The sequence below is a fragment of the Mesorhizobium sp. dw_380 genome, from assembly GCF_018588885.1.
Lineage (GTDB): Bacteria > Pseudomonadota > Alphaproteobacteria > Rhizobiales > Rhizobiaceae > Mesorhizobium.
In genome coordinates this window covers 12,654-32,253 of sequence record NZ_JAFFIW010000021.1, presented here as the reverse complement: position 1 = coordinate 32,253, position 19,600 = coordinate 12,654, and the positions used below count along the sequence as shown (strand labels likewise).

At 60.7% G+C, this 19,600-nt stretch carries 16 protein-coding genes; 9 read left to right on the top strand and 7 right to left on the bottom strand.

Annotated features, from left to right (window positions below; translation table 11 throughout):
* The first annotated feature begins 31 nt into the window (after window positions 1-31).
* The 4 genes from JT360_RS20155 (at window position 32) to JT360_RS20140 (ending at window position 4,282) form a co-directional block, all read left to right on the top strand.
* Window positions 32-832 carry an ABC transporter permease gene (locus JT360_RS20155; RefSeq protein ID WP_502845479.1) on the top strand — a complete coding sequence of 267 codons (801 nt, stop codon included), beginning with the start codon at window positions 32-34 and terminating at the stop codon, window positions 830-832.
* Window positions 822-2,276 (top strand): ABC transporter ATP-binding protein, encoded by a 1,455-nt coding sequence (locus tag JT360_RS20150; protein WP_214473500.1) that lies wholly within the window; start codon window positions 822-824, stop codon window positions 2,274-2,276. The genes JT360_RS20155 and JT360_RS20150 overlap by 11 nt, the downstream gene beginning before the upstream one ends.
* A 5-nt stretch (window positions 2,277-2,281) precedes the next feature.
* On the top strand, window positions 2,282-3,238 hold the full coding sequence (locus JT360_RS20145) for a hypothetical protein (RefSeq protein ID WP_214473499.1): 957 nt from the start codon (window positions 2,282-2,284) through the stop codon (window positions 3,236-3,238).
* Between the two features lie 111 nt (window positions 3,239-3,349).
* Window positions 3,350-4,282: a glycosyltransferase family 2 protein gene (locus JT360_RS20140; protein ID WP_214473498.1), complete on the top strand. Its 933-nt coding sequence runs from the start codon at window positions 3,350-3,352 to the stop codon at window positions 4,280-4,282.
* A gap of 38 nt (window positions 4,283-4,320) precedes the next feature.
* Here JT360_RS20140 and JT360_RS20135 read toward each other — a convergent pair whose 3' ends face one another.
* Window positions 4,321-5,739: a phosphomannomutase gene (locus JT360_RS20135; RefSeq protein ID WP_214473579.1), complete on the bottom strand. Its 1,419-nt coding sequence runs from the start codon at window positions 5,737-5,739 to the stop codon at window positions 4,321-4,323.
* A 497-nt stretch (window positions 5,740-6,236) separates the two neighbouring features.
* Between JT360_RS20135 and JT360_RS20130 the strand changes: the two genes are divergently transcribed.
* Entirely contained in the window at window positions 6,237-8,225 is a 1,989-nt protein-coding gene (locus JT360_RS20130; RefSeq protein ID WP_214473497.1) for a nucleoside-diphosphate sugar epimerase/dehydratase, read from the top strand.
* Window positions 8,226-8,355: 130 nt separating this feature from the next.
* Window positions 8,356-8,910: a sugar transferase gene (locus JT360_RS20125; protein WP_214473496.1), complete on the top strand. Its 555-nt coding sequence runs from the start codon at window positions 8,356-8,358 to the stop codon at window positions 8,908-8,910.
* Here the strand turns inward: JT360_RS20125 and JT360_RS20120 are convergent.
* A complete protein-coding gene (locus tag JT360_RS20120) occupies window positions 8,889-9,842 on the bottom strand; it encodes an NAD-dependent epimerase/dehydratase family protein (protein ID WP_214473495.1) in 954 nt (317 codons plus the stop codon). The two genes, JT360_RS20125 and JT360_RS20120, sit on opposite strands and share 22 nt — an antisense overlap.
* Before the next feature lie 18 nt (window positions 9,843-9,860).
* Window positions 9,861-11,219 carry an O-antigen ligase family protein gene (locus tag JT360_RS20115; RefSeq protein WP_214473494.1) on the bottom strand — a complete coding sequence of 453 codons (1,359 nt, stop codon included), beginning with the start codon at window positions 11,217-11,219 and terminating at the stop codon, window positions 9,861-9,863.
* 494 nt (window positions 11,220-11,713) lie between these two features.
* Here JT360_RS20115 and cysD point away from each other — a divergent pair, with 494 nt between their 5' ends.
* Genes cysD through cysQ form a run of 3 tightly spaced genes read left to right on the top strand, consistent with a single transcriptional unit; the run spans window position 11,714 to window position 15,361 of the window.
* The gene (gene cysD, locus JT360_RS20110) at window positions 11,714-12,619 is read left to right on the top strand and encodes a sulfate adenylyltransferase subunit CysD (protein ID WP_214473493.1); all 906 of its coding nucleotides are present in this window, start codon (window positions 11,714-11,716) and stop codon (window positions 12,617-12,619) included.
* A gap of 2 nt (window positions 12,620-12,621) precedes the next feature.
* On the top strand, window positions 12,622-14,559 hold the full coding sequence (gene cysN / locus JT360_RS20105; protein WP_214473492.1) for a sulfate adenylyltransferase subunit CysN: 1,938 nt from the start codon (window positions 12,622-12,624) through the stop codon (window positions 14,557-14,559).
* 10 nt (window positions 14,560-14,569) lie between these two features.
* Entirely contained in the window at window positions 14,570-15,361 is a 792-nt protein-coding gene (gene cysQ, locus JT360_RS20100; RefSeq protein ID WP_214473578.1) for a 3'(2'),5'-bisphosphate nucleotidase CysQ, read from the top strand.
* 13 nt (window positions 15,362-15,374) lie between these two features.
* On the opposite strand, the gene JT360_RS20095 is transcribed toward cysQ, so the two are convergent.
* From JT360_RS20095 to JT360_RS20080, 4 genes are all read right to left on the bottom strand, one after another.
* On the bottom strand, window positions 15,375-16,517 hold the full coding sequence (locus JT360_RS20095) for a DegT/DnrJ/EryC1/StrS family aminotransferase (protein WP_214473491.1): 1,143 nt from the start codon (window positions 16,515-16,517) through the stop codon (window positions 15,375-15,377).
* A 258-nt stretch (window positions 16,518-16,775) separates the two neighbouring features.
* The gene (locus tag JT360_RS20090) at window positions 16,776-17,699 is read right to left on the bottom strand and encodes a carbohydrate kinase family protein (protein ID WP_214473490.1); all 924 of its coding nucleotides are present in this window, start codon (window positions 17,697-17,699) and stop codon (window positions 16,776-16,778) included.
* On the bottom strand, window positions 17,696-18,142 hold the full coding sequence (locus JT360_RS20085; protein WP_214473489.1) for an RbsD/FucU family protein: 447 nt from the start codon (window positions 18,140-18,142) through the stop codon (window positions 17,696-17,698). Before JT360_RS20085 ends, JT360_RS20090 begins: the two co-directional genes overlap by 4 nt.
* The gene (locus JT360_RS20080) at window positions 18,143-19,369 is read right to left on the bottom strand and encodes an ROK family transcriptional regulator (RefSeq protein ID WP_214473488.1); all 1,227 of its coding nucleotides are present in this window, start codon (window positions 19,367-19,369) and stop codon (window positions 18,143-18,145) included.
* Between the last annotated feature and the right edge of the window lie 231 nt (window positions 19,370-19,600).

Below are 19,600 nucleotides of genomic sequence, written 5' to 3'. Positions count from 1 at the left end.
CGATTGTCCGAGATACCGTTCCGTTTTGTTGGTGGCAGATTTGGCGAATAGGTTCGTCCTCATATTTTCGCTCATCAGCCGTGAGATTGCCGGCCGCTATCGCGGCTCGGCGCTCGGCCTGTTCTGGTCGCTCCTCAATCCGCTATTTATGCTGGCTGTCTATACCTTCGTGTTCGGCGTGGTGATGAAGTCGCGTTGGACGATGCCTGAACAGCAGAGCGCGACACATTCGACCGGAGAGTTTGCGGTTGTTCTGTTTTGCGGGCTGATTGTCTTTCAATTCTTCGCGGAGGTGATTTCGCTGTCGCCCGGCTTGATCGTTGGCAACGCCAATTATGTCAAGAAGATCGTGTTTCCGATCCAGATCCTGCCAGTGGTTTCAGCTGGCGCAGCGTTGTTTCATGCGGCTGTCAGCTTGCTGGTGCTGCTCGTCTTTGCCTACATCGTCTTCGACCGCATCCCCGCAACGGTGGTGTTGGCTCCAGTGGTCTTCGTACCGCTGATTGTACTGGTAATCGGCATAGCCTGGATATTGGCTTCGATCGGAGTCTATTTTCGGGATATGGGCCAGATCGTCGCCCCGTTGGTGACCGCGATAATGTTTTTGTCGCCAGTTTTCTTCCAGAGGACATCATTGCCGCCTTGGCTCCAACCCTGGCTTTCCCTCAATCCGCTGGCAATTCCAGTCGAGAGTTTCCGCAATGTGGTGATTTTCGGTATGCAACCGGATTGGACAGCACTCGGCCTCTATTCGCTGGTGGCAATTGCGATCGCCTTTCTCGGTTATCAATTTTTCCAAAAGACTCGCAGGGGCTTTGCCGATGTCCTCTGACAAGCTGGGTGCTCGCGCCTCAAATGCCGCCGTTAGTGTGCGCAATGTCTCGAAACATTATGTAATGTTCGACCGGCCGGAAGACCGGTTCAAACAGATGGTCGTGCCGCGTCTGGAGCGGCTGATAGGCCGCCCGCCGCGTCGCTATTTTCGTGACTTCGCCGCTCTGTCGGGGGTCTCCTTCGAGATCGGGAGGGGCGAGACAGTTGGCATCATCGGGCGGAATGGTTCCGGAAAGTCGACGTTGCTGCAGATCATATGCGGCACATTGCAGCCAACCAGCGGCGCGGTCGAGGTCAACGGTCGCATCGCCGCACTGCTCGAGCTTGGCGCCGGATTCAATCCTGAATTTACCGGACGAGAAAACGTCTTCCTCAACGCGGCTATCCTCGGTGTGCCGCGCAAGGAGATGGAGTGGCGCTTCGACGACATCGCGCGTTTCGCCGATATCGGCCCCTTCATCGACCAGCCTGTGAAAACCTATTCGTCGGGCATGTACGTGCGCCTAGCCTTCGCTACGGCCATCAATGTCGACCCAGACATTCTGGTGGTGGACGAGGCACTTGCGGTGGGGGATGAGGCATTCCAACGCAAATGCTTCGCCCGCATTGAGGATATTAAGGACAAGGGGGGGACTATTCTGTTCGTCAGCCACGGCGCCCAAACTATCGTGCAACTCTGCACACGAGCCATACTGATCGATAACGGCGAGAAGATATTTGAAGGACGACCGAAGACGGTGACGGGTCACTACCAACGACTGGTCAACGCCAGTGTGGAGACAGCACCGGGGATCCGTGCTGGGATTCTGGCGTTGAGTTCTGCTCCAACGAAAGTCCAAGTAGCGGATAGCGTTTTTGATGGAGGCTTCGAAGATACGCAGGGAGCCATCAGGCAGCCGCCGTCAGCGTGCGAACCTTCTGCCATCTCGGCATCAGAGGACGATGGGCTGGCAGATTACCATGATCCCAGTCTCGTTTCGCGGTCTGCGGTAAGGCTTGAGGAACGGGGAGCAAGCATACGTGACATTCGCTTAGTCACGGTCTACGGCGATGCGGTAAACGTGTTGCGGCTGGGTAAACGTTATGTGTTGGAATACTATGTCGATTTCCACCTAGATGCCACCAATGTCTCATTCGGCTTTGCAGTTAGGACCGTTAGCGGTCTAACCGTGGCAGGTGCGATGAGTGCGGACGTTGCGTCGCTGAAAACCGCTGCAACTCGCGGATCGTGCGTGAAAGTTTGCTTCGAATTCAACTGTTTGCTGCTTCCGGGCACATATTTCGTTGGCGGCGCTGTCTATGGAACCAGCGAGCAAAGTTCGGATCTGATGCATCGGATGGTGGACGCACTAGTCATACGTGTAGCTCCCGAGAATGATTTGCTGGCTAAGGGCTTTTTCGACCTCTCGCCACAGCTAAGTCTGCAAAATGTTCAGGACTAAATTTCATGCGCGATCCACTTCTGGGAAGCGACGAGGTCAGCCAAGTGCTGTTACGGGCAGCCAAGCGCCGCACAGGTTTCTCCTTTGTGCGTTTGGGCGATAGCGAGGGTGCGTTACTTCTTTACGATCCCAAGACCGCAACGGAAAAAGATTATGAGTATTTTCACTGGATGTTCGGGCCCGACGTCGATCCGGACATGCTGATACAGCTAGCGCGGCAATTGCGGGCGGCGCTGGCAACTGCCGATCTGATCGGCAATCGGGACGACGTCTGGCTTGCCGACGCATCCGCATACGAACTCAAGCTGACCGATCCTGATTTCACCAACCGATTTCGTCGCAGCCTGAAACTGCGTGAGGTTGAAAAGTCTCTGGAAGACCACGCGGTGCGACGCCTATTTGGGTTGCATCGTTGGAGCCTCACCAATATGCGGCATGGTGTATCGCTCTGCTCGTCTTGGGTTCCCTATGATCTTGCCCTGCAGCATTTCTGGGAAAGATTGATCGTTTCTGCCAAGTCGGTGACGCTTATCCACTGCTCCCCCACACTGCCCGATCGATTAAGGCAGGTGCTAGGCGTCGAGGTTCAACATATTCGAATTCCGGATATGGCCGCCCATCGCGACCGATGGACTGATGATGATGGCACCGAATCGATCTACCCCGGCAGTTACGAGCGGGTACAAAAAACGATAGATACACCTCAGGGCGGTCGGCTTGTACTGATTGGGGCGGGCATACCAGGGAAAGCATATGCTGCCACAATAAGGCGGCAGGGCGGAGTTGCTCTTGACCTCGGCGGACTCTTGGACGCGTGGGATGATCGCGCCACGAGGCCACTAGTCTTCGCGACAAAGACACCGGCACGCGAGCCGTCTCGCGGGCATGAACCCTATATGCTACAAAAACCTTCGCGCCTGACCTCTTGGATGAGCGCCTTATCACAACGGTTCTATTTGTAAGCCGCAGAGCGCTATCGATTAAGTTATCGCCATGCGCAGCAAGCCGACACGGTTCTTGATGACCGGGACAGGCCTCGCACATGAAAATCTCAGATAAGGTGTTCGACATCAGTGGATAGGGCAGACCTGCGCGTAGCGATCCTCATGGGCACGAAAGACGGCGCGGCGTTCGTCGATGAGCAGTTGCAATCCCTGCTTGCCCAGTCCCATCCGCTCATCGATCTCTGGATCTCCGACGATGGCTCCGTCGACGGCACGCTCGCCATCATCGAGGCTTGGAAGTCCCGCTGGACAAAGGGCCTGATAACAGTGGTGGAGGGGCCGCGGCGAGGGTTCGCCGCCAATTTCCGTTCGATGATTCTCGACCGGCGCATCGATGCCGACTGCTATGCCTTCAGTGACCAGGACGACGTCTGGGAGCCGGACAGGCTGGAAAGCGCTATCCGATGGATGCAGGCATTCGGCGCGGAAATCCCGCTGATGTTCTGCTCGCGAACCGCGACCATGACCGAAACGGGAAGCCTTGTCGGCCACTCGCCCTTGTTCCGGCGGCCGCCGTCCTTCCGCAACGCGCTCGTGCAGAGCATTGGTGGCGGCAACACCATCCTGCTCAACCGCGCCGCGCGCGATCTGCTGTCCAAGGCTTCCGCGCGGTCAGACTTCGTCAGCCATGACTGGTGGGCCTATCTGATCGTCACCGGTGCCGGCGGCGTTGCCTGCTACGACCCGCGGCCGCTGGTGCGCTACCGGCAGCACGCCTCGAACCTGGTCGGCGCCAATGTATCGTGGCAGGCGAGGGTCTCGCGGCTTGGCCGGCTGTTCAAGGGCGAGTTTGCCGGCTGGACCGATCTCAATCTTGCGGGTCTGGCCGTCAATCGCGACCTCCTTACCCCTGAGGCGGCGGCGTGTGTCGATGTGTTCGCAAGCGGTCGGCAGGGCGGTCTTTTCCGGCGCCTGAGCGCGCTGCGGGCAAGCGGTGTCTATCGGCAGACTTTTGCCGGGACCCTGGGGCTCTATCTCGCATTTGTCCTGGGCCGCATCTGAACGTCGAATGGCGCGCCTGGTCGACCGTGGGGCGCCAGTCAAACGGCCTCGGATGCTATCGCCCGCGCCTTTTCAAGCGTCAGCGCCACGACCGCTGTTGCCCTGTCATGGTCCGCGGCCTCCGAGTAGCACCGGAGTTCCGGCGCGTTGCCGGACGGCCGCAGATGGATGATCTCGCCGGTCAGCATTCGTGCCCTGAGGCCGTCGGTTTCATCGACTTCGGCAACCGTCCCGAAAGGCGCCAGGAATTGCTGCAATGAATCCCGGTCCGCGAGCCGGCGCATCAGGCCTCGCGAAGTTTCCACGGGGAAGTTCTCCAGGCGCTCGCTCGCGCATGCCGGAAGCTTCCAAAGCTCGCGCTGATGCGACAGCGTGTTTCCCGTCGATGCGACCAGGCCGAGGACGGCGAGGATGGGGAGCAAGGAATCCCGCGTCGGCAAAGCCGCCAATGTCTTTCCGTGCAGGGAACAATCCGACCCCAGGAGAACGCCGCCATTGGCCTCGAAGCCAACGACGATGCGACCGGCCTGGTATGACGCTTCCATGGCTTCGATGACAAAGGGGGATCCGACCCTCGTTCTCACGACCTCGAAACCGAAGGCTTTCGAAATGCCTGAATTGGAGGTCACCGGCGTCACGACGACATCCGCCCGCAAGAACAGGGCCGTGGCGAGGCCGATCAGGTCGCCGCGAAAGAGATCGCCGTTCTCGTCGGCGATGAGCGGACGGTCGGCATCGGCGTCCGTCGACACGATGGCGTCGAGGTTGAATTCTCGGGCCCAGCCTTTGAATTTCGCAAGTGTGGCCGGGTTCACGGCTTCGGTGTCGACCGGCACGAAGGCATCGGATTTCCCGACAGGCGTCACACTGGCGCCGAAGGATTGAAGAATCTCGACCAGCAGGTCCGCCGCGACCGAACTGTGCTGATAAACACCGACCTTCATGCCGGAAAGGGAGCCAGGCTCCAATATGTCCCCGGCGCGTGCGCGATAGGCGGCGATCGCCTGATCATGGTGTGCTGGAAAAGCCGTTTCCATCAAGGCCGGCAAGGAATAGGAAGCTGACCTTTCAGCGGCATAGTGTGCGATGGCCGCTTCATCGGCCTTGCTGATTTCACCATGCGGGCTGTAGAATTTGATGCCGTTGCGGTCCGCGGGAATATGCGAACCCGTCACCATAAGCGCCGCTGCGCCATGCTGCTGGCCATACAGCGCCAAAGCTGGCGTTGGTATGGCGCCGCAATCGATCGGTTGAAGGCCACTTGCCGCCAGGGCTGCCATACAATTGGAAGCGATGGCCGGACTGCTGTCGCGCAAGTCGCGACCGACCAGAACCATCGCCTTCGGCTGCATCCCGCCGGCAGCCAGGCGCCAGGCGAAAGCCTCGGTGTAAAGTCCACTCGGTTTCCCGACCAGTTCCGAAGCCAAGCCTCGAAGGCCACTCGATCCAAATTTCATCACTTCGCTTTGGCTGGTGAGAGGGAAGGCCGTCATATTGCAGTATGCTTCCCTGTCAACCGCAAAATCGCCCGGCCAGCCATCCAGCGTTTTCCTTGGGGATCTTCAAAAATGTGCGGCGATGAACGAAAGGGCTGAGTCGCGCTGTAGAGAGGACGTCAAGCGGCCGCCATTTTGCATCGCCTGATCTAGCTGTGGCAACAGCGTGAACCCTTCACCTTTCCGCCCGTCTCCACATTTACCTGCGCCGCCGGTCATATCTATAAGCGATAGCTACATTTTCACTTGCTGTTGCGCGCTATCTTGGTCGACGCACTTCGTCCTAATCAAACGGCCTGTGAAAAAACCTCTGGCGATGGCCTCGAGTCCACGCTATGCGATAGAGGCGGCGGGGGCCGAGGATTTGGCGCTAAGAACAGGTGGCTGGTGACGGATGGTATTCGATCTGGCGCCGCATTGGTGTTGAAGTTCTCACGCCCGGAGTTCAGTACTGCCCGATGACATCCCATGTAGAAGCCGCATTCGGACTCCGGCCGAAGATGAGGCGCGCCGTGATAATGATCCAGGACCTCGTCATGGTCCTGATCGCGGTGGCGCTCAGCCTCGTCCTCTCACGGTCAAACCTCTCCTTCGATGCATTCTCCTATGAGGGCCTGCTCACCTGGGTCGGGATCGTTCTCATAAGCCACCTGCTGTTCAGGTATTGTGGTCTCTACACCACGATCTGGCGCTTTGCCTCGACCCCGGATTTTTTCAACATCCTGAAGAGCTGCGCGATTCTGACGGTCGTGCTTTATGCCATTTCGCTGCTGTCTCGTATCTTCCAGCCGGTGCAGGGCCTCAACGAGCGCCAGTTCATCGTCTTCTTCCTCGTTTCCTTCACCATCATATCGGCGCCTCGGCTGTTCTACCGCTTTCTTCGTGACGGCGCGAGTTGGGGCATCCTCACCAAGAAGACCGACAAAGCGCAGGCCAAGCGGGCGCTGTTCGTCGGTCGGCTTGGCGAGGCCGACCTGATCATTCGCTTCACACGCACGGCAGACCCGGCCGACTATTCCATCGCCGGCATCATGGCGACCGAGCGCGGCGCACCGTTGGGCACACGGATTCAAGGCGTTCCCGTGGTGGCGTCCCGGCCGCGCCTGATCGATGTCCTGGAGGACTTCGCCGCCGGCACCAAGAGCATCGACCTGGTCATTTTCGGCAGCGGCGCCGAGCACGAGATCGAGGAATATTCCGAGCTTGTTCGTGTCGCCCGGCATGGCGGCATAGCCGTCGTGCAGTTCTCGGGGCTTTCGCAGGTGGGGCAGGAGGGGAAGATCGTTCTCGACGAGGTCGAGATGGAAACCATCCTGCGCCGCCCAACCGTACCCTCCGATATCGAACGCATCGGTGCCTTCGTCGGCGGCAAGCGCGTCCTGGTGACCGGAGGCGCCGGGTCCATCGGCCGCACATTGGTCAAGCGGTCGTTGGAGCTGGGGGCAGGGGCGGTGCTGGTCGCCGACAATTCCGAGTTCGGCATCTTCCAGTTGAGCCAGTATGTCGACGAGAAGGACCTGGATCGTCTCAAGGTCCGCATTGTCGATGTCGCGGACCGGCGCCAGATGACCCGTGTCGTCACGGAATTCAAACCGGACATCATCTTTCACGCCGCGGCGCTCAAACACGTTCCTCTGCTCGAGGAAAACTGGGAATCGGCCATTCAGACCAATGTTTTCGGCACGCTTGTCTGCGCCGAGGTCGCCGCCAAATGCGGTGTTCCGCAGTTCCTGCTCATCTCGAGCGACAAGGCCGTGGATCCGAGCTCGGTGCTTGGCATCACAAAGAGAGCGGCCGAGCAGCTCGTCAGTTCCCTGCACGAAAGCCATGCAATCGAGCCGGACGGGCGCCGTTCTGGCACCAAGTTCATAGCAGTGCGGTTCGGCAACGTGTTTGGTTCCAATGGTTCGGTGGCGACTATCTTCCAGGCGCAGATTGAAGCCGGCGGTCCGGTCACGATTACCGATCGACGCATGACGCGGTATTTCATGACTGTGGCGGAAGCTGTCGACCTCGTCATCATGTCGGCCGCCGACGCACAGTGGCGCAACGGCAAGGAGGACTACGCCATCTACATGCTGGACATGGGTAAACCCGTGCCGATTCTCGAAGTCGCGGAAACCATGATCCGCATGGCCGGCAAGACGCCCTATGTGGATATCCCGATCCGATTCACCGGCATCAGGCCCGGTGAGAAGCTTCATGAGACGCTTCAGGGTGCCAATGAAGAGATCATCACGCTCGACATCGCCAAAATCTTCGGTCTCAGGACCGATATCGTGGCGTGGCCGACGGTTCAGGCCGCGCTGGCTGCACTGCAGGTGGCAATGAAGAATCAGGATAAGGCTTCCGCCCTTGCCGTGTTGGCGGAACTCCACCGGCCGGAAACGCCTGCGCCCGACACGCTGCGGGAAATTGGCTCGAGGATAGTCGGGCAAGCAGGTTAGAGACGTTGCAGCTGACGGTTGAATGGCGAGATTTTGCCTGGATATCGATCCAGCCGTCGGCGTCGTCAGAGCAATTCCAAAGGGGAAAACCGTTTCACACTTTTCCTGGAATTGCTCTAGTGATCAGGGGATGGCCGTGAAGGAATTGAAGCGAGCCTTCGATCTCGTCGCCACGACCCTGCTGTTGGTGATGACGTCTCCTGTTCTGTTGCTCTGCGTCCTTGCCGTTCGAGCCTCGTCGCCCGGTCCGGCGATTTTTTCGCAAACGCGGGTCGGTCGCGACGGCGCGCTTTTCCGCTGCCACAAGTTGAGGACGATGTACGAGGGAACGCCTTCCTTGCCATCGCACGAAGCGCCGGCGAATGCCGTGACCGCGGTCGGAAAGATCTTGCGGAAGTTTAAGCTCGATGAATTGCCGCAGTTCTGGAATGTTCTGAAGGGCGAAATGAGCCTGGTCGGGCCGCGGCCCTGCCTGCCGACGCAGACGGAACTGATCGAGAGTCGTAGGCGGCTGGGCGTTTTGGCAGCGCTTCCGGGCATAACCGGCATGGCCCAGATCAGGGGCATCGACATGTCGACCCCGCGGCTACTGGCCGAAACGGATGCCGCCTATCTCAGGACGGCATCGTTTTGGCTCGACCTTCGGATCCTGTTTGGAACGCTCTATCGGAACGGAGGCGATTGAGCGTTTCCGAGCCGCGCTATCTCCGCCAGCCGTTCCAGCGTGCCGGTTTCCGGCAGCCACCCTTCGGACATGAGCAGGGAAGGGTCGCATATCTGTGTCGCGGTCAGGCTGTCCCAGAACGCCCGCTTGCCCAGCACAATCGCGGCCGCCCGCATCGGCCCGCCCGGCAGGCCCATCAGGCGTTTCGGCCTTCCGAAACCGCTGCGAAAGGCGCAGACGATCTCGGCGACCGAAACCGGCGGCCCATCGCTTCCAACATAGATCGGGCGCAGCGGCCCCGAATGGGTCAAGAGATGCGACACCGCGCCCGCCGCTGATTGTGATGACAGCAGCGACCGGTTTCCCGTCAATGCGCCAGTCGGCAGCGGCAGGGGCGTATCGGCCAGGCGCATCAACGTCGCCAGGTTTCCTTTCATGCCACTTCCATGGACCGGCGGCAGCCGCAGCACGGTGGCATCGCGACGGCCAAGCGACGCATAGGCCTCCAGCACCCTGATCTCCGCTGCGCGCTTGGAGCGCCCATAGCCGCATTGCGGATCGGGCATCGTGTCCTCGTCGATCGTTGCACTGACACGCGCGCCGATCACGGCCCGGATGGAGGACAGATGGATGAAGCGTCCGCTTGCCTGTGTCGCGGCGGCTTGCGCCAGCCGTGCGCTCAATTCCGCATTGACCGCCAGGAAATCGGCTTCGGTGGCGTTGCCGTCATCATTGTTCAGGCCCGCGCAATGAACGATATCCGTAACATCCCTGGTAAGCGCCAGGAAGGCAGCCACCGGTGCATCGAATCCGGGCATCAGCACCGTGTCATGTCCCGGACCAAGCGTCTGCGGGTGACGGGATGCGAGGCGAAGCTCGGCGCCCGCCTTACGAAGCCGATGGACTATCTGGCGGCCGATGAAGCCTGTCGCACCTGTAACCAGGATCTTCATTGCCATTGCCCGGAGCGGCTATTGGGTGGTGGATGGAAGCGCCCGATCTTCCGTTTCCGGCGGAAAGATGCGGTCTTCCGTCACTTGCGAAAGCCCTCGGTTCTCCGTCACGACCGGCAGTGCATGGTCTTCCATCACCGAAACCTGGCGGCCGGAGGCAAGATATGTACCCGACACCAGGAAGATCATCAGTACCGAGTCCAGAATGTCATGACCGACCAGGATGCCTGTCATCCCGGCAGTGAGATAGGTGATCACCACGATGACAATCATTGTAGCGCCAAAACGCTCGATCGGATCGGTGCTGTTTCGCAAGACCAGGGAGGCATTTCTGACGGCAATGACAAAGATCGCCGCCAGCGTCACCGCGCCAAGAATTCCTGCCTGCACCAAGGCGGTCAGCAAGCCGTTGTGGAAATGATTGAAGCCCGCATCCATCCCGAATTGATCCTGGAAGCCCTGCTTTATCAAGAGCTGGGTGGCGCCCACCCCATGTCCGAATAATGGCATTGCACGAAACGCCTTCAGGCCGATGTCCCAAAGAGCGACGCGTAATCCCAAGGCTGTCGTGTGGTCACCATGGATGGCGAGCGCGTCCCAGTCGGAGCGCAGAAATTCGACGCGTCCCGATATCGTCTGGAAGCCGACAGCAGCGATAACGATGACGACCGCAACCAGCAGCAACAGCAGCCGAACGAGATTTCGCCCTGTCAGCCTATGCTGGTTGATCAGTAGAACGGCAATGCCGGCAAGCAGCAGAGCCAGCCAGACAATCCGCGTTTGGGAGTAGATGATGGCGATCGTCCCGCCAAGGGCTGCGCAGATGAGGGCGATCCTGTGTCTCTCCATGCCCGACAGGGCACCGGCCACACAAACCATCACTGCAAGGCAGAGGACCTCGGCGAACACAATCGCATTGCCGGCTCCGCCCTCGGCCCTCGTCCCCAGCCAATATTGCTGAAAGACCGCCAGAAGCAGCGCGACAAAACAGGCCGCCATGCTGCTCAGCACGATGATGCGGACAAGTGTGGCTTTCTGGGTGATGCTCCAGGTCGAGTAGGAGAGGGGGAAAAATAGGAAGGTGACGAGCGGGATCAGGTGCGTCGCATCCCTGACGATCGCGTTGTTGGCAATCGAGGCGACGAGATTGGCCGCGCAATAGGCATAGATCGCGATCGTGAGCGCCATCATCGCCGGGTCGACATTGAAGCGTCTTTTCCCGGAAGCGATCAACAGGACGGACCACAGACCGCCGCCATTGAACACGAAGCTGACCACCGATCCCAGAACCGGTGGAAAAAAGAAGCAAAGAGTGGAAAAGTAGATATTGATCCGCGAAGGCGTGAGTTGCTGTTTTGCAGACGAAAGCCGGTTCAAGTTTCGGGCTCGCTATTCTCGAGTAGCTTTATGCGGCACATCCTGTTTGGTGGAACCAAATGTGCTCGCCTCGAAATTTGCCCATGCTTCGTGATGCATCTTGCCCGCTTCCGAGGTTGTATAGCGGCTGGGCTGGCTTTTCGATAGTGCGTCGGGGCGTGTTGTCACCGAAAATCGGCTGCCAGCGGCCGTCGACTGGGAAAGGGCACCTGGAAGCGTTTGTCGTCCTGTTCTCCCGGGCATTTATTTTTCCTGCTTTTTCCCGGTTGCAGGTCATGCGAACAGAAATTTCTGGGTTCTGGCGAAACCATGGAAAATTCATTCTCGAACGGACCGCTGCCGGGCTCGTCCTGCATTGTTCTGCCGTGCGCCGATCTGCTAGAACGCCCGCACAAAACATTTTGTCCCAGAAGCGAAGCTTGAACCGGGCGTAAAGGCTCGATGATTTGACGCAAGGTCTTCTGTCGCGAGGCACGAGAGAACGCTCACAGTCCATGACCATAGCGCTTACGCATCTGCAGCGGCTTGAAGCCGAGTCCATCCACATCTTCCGCGAGGTTGCGGCCGCCTTCGCCAAGCCGGTCATGCTCTATTCCGTTGGCAAGGATTCATCCGTGCTGATGCATCTGGCAATGAAGGCGTTCTATCCCGCCAAGCCCCCGTTTCCGTTTCTTCATGTCGACACCACCTGGAAATTTCGCGAAATGATCGCATTTCGCGATCAGATGGCGCAGAAGCTCGGCTTCGACCTTTTGGTCCATGTCAACGAAGACGGCGTACGCGACAACATCAATCCGTTCGACCACGGTTCGAACACCCACACTCATGTGATGAAGACCGTGGGGCTGCGCCAGGCGCTCGACAAGTATGGTTTCGATGCCGCCTTTGGCGGCGCCCGCCGCGACGAGGAGAAGTCGCGCGCCAAGGAACGCATATTCTCTTTCCGCAATGCCCAGCATGTCTGGGATCCGAAGAACCAGCGGCCTGAGATGTGGAAGATATTCAACACCCGCATCGCGTCGGGTGAATCGATCCGCGTCTTCCCGCTGTCGAACTGGACCGAGCTCGATATCTGGCAGTACATCCTGCAGGAGAACATCCCGATCGTGCCGCTCTATTTCGCCAAGCAACGGCCGGTCGTCGAACGCGACGGCATGCTGATCCTGCGGGATGACGAGCGCATGAAACTGCGCCCCGGCGAAGTCGTGCAGGATCGGCTGGTGCGGTTCCGCACGCTAGGCTGCTACCCGCTGACAGGCGCCATCGAATCGGATGCGGACACGCTCGAAGCCATCGTCGGCGAGATGCTGACCGCGCGCACCTCCGAACGGCAGGGGCGCCTGATCGACCGCGATGAGGCCGGCTCGATGGAAAAGAAGAAGCGCGAGGGGTATTTCTGACCATGCGCCACATCATGGCCAAGAGCCTCGCCCCCACCGACGGCGTTCGCGATTATCTGGCGGCGCAGGAGAAGAAGTCGCTGCTGCGCTTCCTCACCTGCGGTTCGGTCGATGACGGCAAGTCGACGCTGATCGGACGCCTATTGTCCGACACCAAGCAGATTTTCGAGGACCAGCTCGCCGCGCTCGAACGCGATTCGCGCAAGCACGGCACGACCGGCGATGACATCGATTTCGCGCTGCTGGTCGACGGCCTCGAGGCCGAGCGCGAACAAGGCATCACCATCGACGTCGCCTACCGCTTCTTTGCCACGCCGAAGCGCAAGTTCATCGTCGCCGACACGCCCGGCCACGAGCAATACACCCGCAATATGGCGACAGGCGCCTCGACCGCCGATCTTGCGATCGTGCTGATCGATGCCCGCCAAGGGGTGCTGCGCCAGACCAGGCGCCATTCGATCATCGCCTCGCTGCTCGGTATCCGTCACATCGTGCTGGCCGTCAACAAGATCGATCTCGTCGATTTCGACCAGGTAGTCTTCGACCGGATCGTCGAAGACTACCGGCAGTTCTCGCGCGATCTCGGCTTCCAGACCATCGCGCCGATCCCGATGTCGGCCCGCTATGGCGACAATGTCAGCAGCCGCTCCGAGAACATGCAGTGGTATGCCGGCCCGACGCTGATCGAGCACCTCGAGACCGTTTCGGTCGAACAGGCTGCTGCCGAGCTGCCGTTCCGTTTTCCGGTCCAGTACGTCAATCGTCCCAATCTCGATTTCCGTGGCTTTGCCGGCACGATCGCGTCCGGCGCCATTGCGCAAGGCGACGAGGTCGTCGTCGCCAAATCCGGCAAGTCCTCGCATGTCAAGCGCATCGTCGCTCATGGTGGCGATCTCAAACAAGCGGTGGCCGGCCAGGCCATCACGCTCGTTCTTGACGACGAGGTCGAGGTCTCACGCGGCAACATGCTGGTTTCGCCGGCCGCCCGGCCAGCGGTCGCCGACCAGTTCGCCGCGAACATCGTCTGGTTTGACGAGCATGCGCTGCTGCCCGGCCGCTCCTACATCCTGCGCACCGAAACCGACCAGACCAGCGCCACCGTCACCGATCTGAAATACCGCATCAATGTCAACGACTTCGCCCATGAGGCGGCCAAGTCGCTTGAAATGAACGAAGTCGGCATCTGCAACATCTCGACGCGGGCGCCGATCGCTTTTGATCCTTTCGCCGAGAACCGCACGACCGGCGCCTTCATCCTGATCGACCGCATCAGCAACGCCACCGTTGGCGCCGGCATGATTGCGCACTCGCTGCGTCGTGCCGAAAACATCCACTGGCAGTCGCTCGATGTCGGCAAGCGCGTGCGCGCCGACATGAAGAACCAGCGGCCGGCCGTGTTCTGGTTCACCGGGCTTTCGGGTTCCGGCAAGTCGACCATCGCCAACCTTCTCGAGAAGAAGCTATTCGCCACAGGCCGGCATACCTACATCCTGGATGGTGACAATGTCCGCCATGGTCTCAACCGCGATCTCGGATTCACCGACGCCGATCGCGTCGAGAATATCCGCCGGGTGGCCGAAGTCGCCAAGCTGATGGCTGATGCCGGGTTGATTGTCATTGTCTCGTTCATTTCGCCGTTCAGCGCCGAGCGGCGCATGGCGCGCGAGCTGATGGCCGACGGCGAGTTCATCGAAGTGTTTGTCGACACGCCTTTCGAGGAGTGCGCCAGACGTGATCCGAAGGGTCTCTATGCCCGCGCGCTGAATGGCGAGATTAAGAACTTCACCGGCGTCGATTCTCCGTACGAGGCGCCGGAAGATCCGGAAATCCATCTGAAGACGCTCGGCAAATCGGCTGAAGAGATGGTAAATGCCCTGGAACACTGGCTGAACGAGCGCGACATTGCCGAAGACCAATATGACAGCGGCGGCGGTATCTGACGACGGGCTGATGCTTGAAACCTTCGAGCGGCTGGCCCTGGCGGCCGGGCGCGAGGTCATGCGCGTATTCCACGCCGGCTGCGCGGTCGACCGCAAATCGGACGCCTCGCCGGTGACCGAGGCGGATCGCGAGAGCGAGAAGATCATCCTCGCCGGCCTGCGCGCCGCATTTCCCGACATTCCGTGCGTGGCCGAGGAAGAAGCGGCGGCCGGAATCATGCCGACCGATCTTGGCGACGCCTTCTTCCTCATCGATCCGCTCGACGGCACCAAGGAATTCGTCAATCGCCGGACCGATTTCACCGTCAACATAGCGCTTGTCCGGCGTGGCGTGCCGGAAGTCGGCGTCGTCTTCGCCCCTTGCACCGGCCGCTTCTTTTCCGGCCGGCCGGGCAGGGCGGAATCCCTCGAAATCGATGGCGACTACCAGATCGTCGCTCGCCGGCCGATTGCGGTGAGAACGGCCGTGGTTCCGCTGGCCGTGGTTGCCAGCCGCTCCCACAACACGCCGGAAACCGAAGCCTATATTCGCGATCTCGGTGCCGCCGAGATCGTCTCGGTCGGATCCTCCCTGAAATTCTGTCTTCTCGCCAGCGCCGAGGCGGATGTCTATCCGCGCTTCGGCCGCACCATGGAATGGGACACCGCGGCGGGCGACGCCGTGCTGCGCGCGGCGGGCGGCACGACACGCACGCTGGACGGGAAGCCTTTGACCTACGGCAAGCGCGATCAGGCCGATGACGAGGATTTCGCCAATCCGCATTTCATAGCCAGCGGCAGGGCAGGGGCGAGCCCCGCCTGATATTGGTTGCTGGCTACTCGGCTGCGGCCTGCGCCGAGTTCGAGCCGATATAGTTGCGGATCGTCTCGATGATCCGGTCCTGGTCGGCTTCGCTGAGATAAGGGTGCATCGGCAGGCACAGGATGCGCTTCGGCAGTTCCTCCGAGACGGCAAGACCGGTCGGCGTGCGCGGGTAGTCGCGATAGGCGATCTGGGCATGCAGCGGCTTGACGTAGTAGATGACAGACGGAATGCCCTTTTCGCCGAGATGTGCCTTCAATCCGTCGCGCTTGGGCGTCTCGATGGCATACTGCGCCCAGGCCGAACAGCTGCCGTCGAGGTTGCGGGCCGCCGTCACGATATCGCCAAGCCCCTCGGCATAGCGATTTGCCACCACCTGGCGCGCAACCATCTCGTCTTCGAGAATGGCGAGCTTCTCGATGAGGATCGCTGCCTGCAGCGTGTCGAGCCGCGAATTGATGCCGATACGGATGTTGTCATATTGCGTCTCGCCCTTGCCGTGGAAGGCGAAGGAACGCAGCTTGTCGGCCAGCGCGTCATCGTTGGTGAACATCGCGCCGCCGTCGCCATAGCAGCCAAGCGGCTTGGCCGGATAGAAGCTGGTCGAGCCGACATGGCCGAAGGCACCGCACATCTTGCCGTCAAGCGACCCGCCCATCGACTGGGCGGCGTCCTCGATCACCAACAGCCCTTCGCGATTGGCAATGGCCATGATGGCTTCGTAGTCTGCGGCAAGGCCGAACAGGTCGACGGGGATGATCGCCTTCGGCTTCAGCCGGCCTTCCTTCTTGATCATGGCGATGGCCGCCTCGAGGCTGGCGATGTCGATGTTGTAGGTTTCAGGGTCGACATCGACGAAGACGGGTTCCGCCTTGGCCAGCGCCACCACTTCGGCGGTGGCGGCAAAGGTGAAGCTCGGCACGAACACCGCATCGCCCGGACCGATGCCGGCTGCAAACAACGGCAGCAGCAGCGCGTCGGTGCCGTTGGCACAGGCCACGACATGCTTGGTGCCGATATAGGCGGCGAGCTTGTTCTCGAATTCGGTGACCTGCGGCCCGAGGATATATCGGCCTTCCTCGACCACACGGTCGATCGCGGCCTTCAGCCGGTCGCGGATACGTTCGCGCTGCGCGCCAAGATCGATGAACTGCATGTCGGCCTCAAACGGTTTAACAAGGCGGTTTAGCCAGATATCGGCCCGCTGGTACCAGAGTTGCGCCAGCCGAGAAAGCGGACGGGCAGAGCCGCGAATTGCAGAGGTGTCGCGGTCCGTTACCTGTCTTTTCCGGCGTGTCTTCACAAGATGCCGGAAATCCGGGCTTCGTCGGGCGCAATCGCGCCTTTATAATCGCGCGGAGCAGCCCTGCGAAACATAAAGTGATCGGCTGGCTCAACTTAAGTTGAGCGGCATTCAGGCGATTTCATGCCGCCAGGGGGGATTGGCGCCGGCCCGTGACACCGTCACCGCCGCCGCCTTGGCGCCGAGCGCCAGCGCCTTGTGGATGGCCTCTTTCGACAAACCGGCGATTGCCCTTTTCGTCAGCAGGCCCTGCTCGTGCAGGGATGCGAGGATGCCGGCATTGAACGTGTCGCCGGCGCCGACCGTGTCGACCACTTCGACCTTGTCCGGCATCACCGTGACGGCGTGATCCCTGGTGTAGCCGACGGCACCTTCGCTGCCATGGGTGACGACGATCAGCTTCGGGCCGCGGTCGAGCCAGTTGCGCACGACATCCTCGTGCGAGCCGGCTTCGCCGAACCAGTTGAGATCCTCGTCCGACAGTTTCACGATATCGGCCATCGCCATCATGGCGCGGATGCGCTTGAGGTGTTTTGCCTTGTCCGGGATGAAGTTCGGACGGATGTTCGGATCGAGCATCATGACGCGGCTTTCATGCTCGCGCTTCATGAACTCTTCATAGGCGCTGCCGGCAGGCTCCGAGATCAGGCTGATGGCGCCGAACAGCATGGCCTCGATCTCGCTGCCGAGCGCCGGCAGGTCGTCGATGGTCAGCATGCGCCCGGCGGTGTTCTCGTCGTAGAAGGTGTAGGTCGCCTGGCCGTTGGTGAGCCGCACGAAGGCGAGTGTCGTCGGTCGCGGTGAGGTGTGCGCATAGGTGGAGCTGACCTTGCTCGCCCCAAGTGCGTCCCGGAACTGGCCGCCGAAAAGATCCGACGACAGGCCCGAAAAGAAGCCGGCCGGCGCGCCAAGCCGGCCAAGCGCGATCGCCGTGTTGAAAACGGCGCCGCCGACATAGGGGGCAAAGGCCGGCTCGCCCTGCGTCGTGGTGCGCGGCAGCATATCGATCAGGGCTTCGCCGCAGCAGAGGATCATGGCTTCCTGGTCTCCGGCGGATAAATCACGCCCTTGCGGATGATGATGTTGGCGTAGAGCCTGGGTTCGCTTGTCGCGACGATGGCATGCGCCGATTTGACCCGTGCATAGAAGTCGGCGCCGGCCAGCGCAACCACCTTGCGGCCCGGCACCAGTTTGGCGCAGATCGCCTCCATCTCGTGGTGGACAGGATCGGCCCTCGACGGGTCGCCTTTCACAGAGGCGCGAAACAGTGCTTCCGGTACCGCGTCGTCCACCGGCAGGACGCTCAGGATCGCGTCGAGCACTGGAATGAGCGGATGACCGTCGGCCCTGATGAGGCGCCTTGCCTGCTCCTCGGCCGGGTAGTTTCCGTCAACGAGGGCGATCTCGTCGCCATGCCCCATGGCGCGCAATGTCGCCAGAAGCTCCGGACCGAGCAGCGCCGGGATCCCGATCAGCATTCAGGCGCTCCTGGAAATCGTCGTCGAGCCGATCAGGAAGCGTTCGGAAAGCGGCAGGCTGGCGCCGCCGAGCGCCCGGGCATGGATGCCAACAGTTCCTTCGCGAACGGCGGGAAGTTTCAGGCCTTCGCCGTCGATTGTGGCGATGGCCGCGATGATGGCATCGACCAGCCGGCGGCGCACCGCCTTCGGCATCCACCCGTCGATCACCGCCGCCTCGAAATCGATGACCGCGGACGCCGCCACGATGGCATAGGCAAGCGCCTGTGAGGCACTGGCGATCCAGTTGTCGAGCTCAGCGCCGATCTCGCCCCAGTCCTCAGGCGAGGTCCACAGATGCGAGGCCTCGACGCCACGGGCATTGAGCGCCTTTTCCAGCATGGCGATGGACGCCACGTCGATCAATTGGGTCGGCTTTCCGTCCGGCCCAGGCACCGGCATGGAGCCAAGCGCCCCGGCATTGCCCGTCGGGCCACCGAAAAGCCGGCCATTGAGCACGATGCCGCCGCCGGCGAACGCACCGATGTAGAAATAGACGAAGTCACGCGCTGCACCCGCTTGGCCGAAGACGAGCTCGGCGCCGCAGGCCGAGGTGGCGTCGTTCTGCAGATAGACCGGAAAATCGCACTGCGCCTGGATGTCGGACCGGATGTCGCGGTGGCGCCACTCGTCCATGACGTCGCGCGGCGCACCGGCGGTGTCGGCCCAGTTCCACAGTTCGAACGGCATGGCGATGCCGAGGCCGGCGATGCGCTTGTCCTGCGCCGGCGTCAGTTCGCCGCGCATCCTCTTCATGCCATCGGTGACGAATTCGACCGTCTCGCGCGGTGCCGGATAGCGATAGGAGTGCTGCAGCATCGAGCGCACATTGCCGAGAAAGTCGATCAGCACCAGTTCCGCACTGCGGCGGCCGATCTTGAGGCCGATGAAGAATGCACCCTCCGGATTGAGCGCCATTGGGATGGAGGGCTGGCCGATTTTGCCGCGCAAGGGCGCCTGGCGGACAAGCAGGCCTTCCTCCTCGAGTTCGCGCATGATGACCGAAACCGTTTGCGCCGAAAGCCCCGTCATCCGCGCGATGTCGGATTTCGCCAGGCTGCCGTGCTGGCGCACCAGCGAGAGCACCAACCGCTCGTTGTGGTCGCGCATGCCGCTCTGGTTGGTGCCGCGGTGAATAAGGCTCTCATTCGCTTCGGGCGAACCGTGCCTCGCAATGGCGGTTTCCACCCTGTTCCTCCCGTCGTTTCCCCCAAAAGGCTTTTGGGCCAGAATGGGTGAATGGCGCAAGACTGTCAATAATAAATAAGAGTGATTTAATTATTGACAGGCAGCTCGGTCTGGTGTCTGTTGAGGCGGCGTCCACGCTGGGAGAAATTCGTTGGATGCGCCGTAGATGCCGGTTGGCCGGCATCCGGAATGGTTCCACTGGGAGGAAAATCGTGACCAATACAAAACTGT

Bases quoted from the DNA above. Each gene is read 5' to 3' on its own strand.
- JT360_RS20095 (WP_214473491.1), bottom strand. From the start codon at position 16,517: ATGCAGTTCATCGATCTTGGCGCGCAGCGCGAACGTATCCGCGACCGG.
- cysN (WP_214473492.1), top strand. From the start codon at position 12,622: ATGCGCCACATCATGGCCAAGAGCCTCGCCCCCACCGACGGCGTTCGC.
- JT360_RS20145 (WP_214473499.1), top strand. From the start codon at position 2,282: ATGCGCGATCCACTTCTGGGAAGCGACGAGGTCAGCCAAGTGCTGTTA.
- JT360_RS20085 (WP_214473489.1), bottom strand. From the start codon at position 18,142: ATGCTGATCGGGATCCCGGCGCTGCTCGGTCCGGAGCTTCTGGCGACA.
- JT360_RS20090 (WP_214473490.1), bottom strand. From the start codon at position 17,699: ATGATCCTCTGCTGCGGCGAAGCCCTGATCGATATGCTGCCGCGCACC.
- JT360_RS20125 (WP_214473496.1), top strand. From the start codon at position 8,356: ATGGCCGTGAAGGAATTGAAGCGAGCCTTCGATCTCGTCGCCACGACC.
- JT360_RS20135 (WP_214473579.1), bottom strand. From the start codon at position 5,739: ATGAAATTTGGATCGAGTGGCCTTCGAGGCTTGGCTTCGGAACTGGTC.
- cysD (WP_214473493.1), top strand. From the start codon at position 11,714: ATGACCATAGCGCTTACGCATCTGCAGCGGCTTGAAGCCGAGTCCATC.
- JT360_RS20150 (WP_214473500.1), top strand. From the start codon at position 822: ATGTCCTCTGACAAGCTGGGTGCTCGCGCCTCAAATGCCGCCGTTAGT.
- JT360_RS20120 (WP_214473495.1), bottom strand. From the start codon at position 9,842: ATGAAGATCCTGGTTACAGGTGCGACAGGCTTCATCGGCCGCCAGATA.
- JT360_RS20130 (WP_214473497.1), top strand. From the start codon at position 6,237: ATGACATCCCATGTAGAAGCCGCATTCGGACTCCGGCCGAAGATGAGG.
- cysQ (WP_214473578.1), top strand. From the start codon at position 14,570: ATGCTTGAAACCTTCGAGCGGCTGGCCCTGGCGGCCGGGCGCGAGGTC.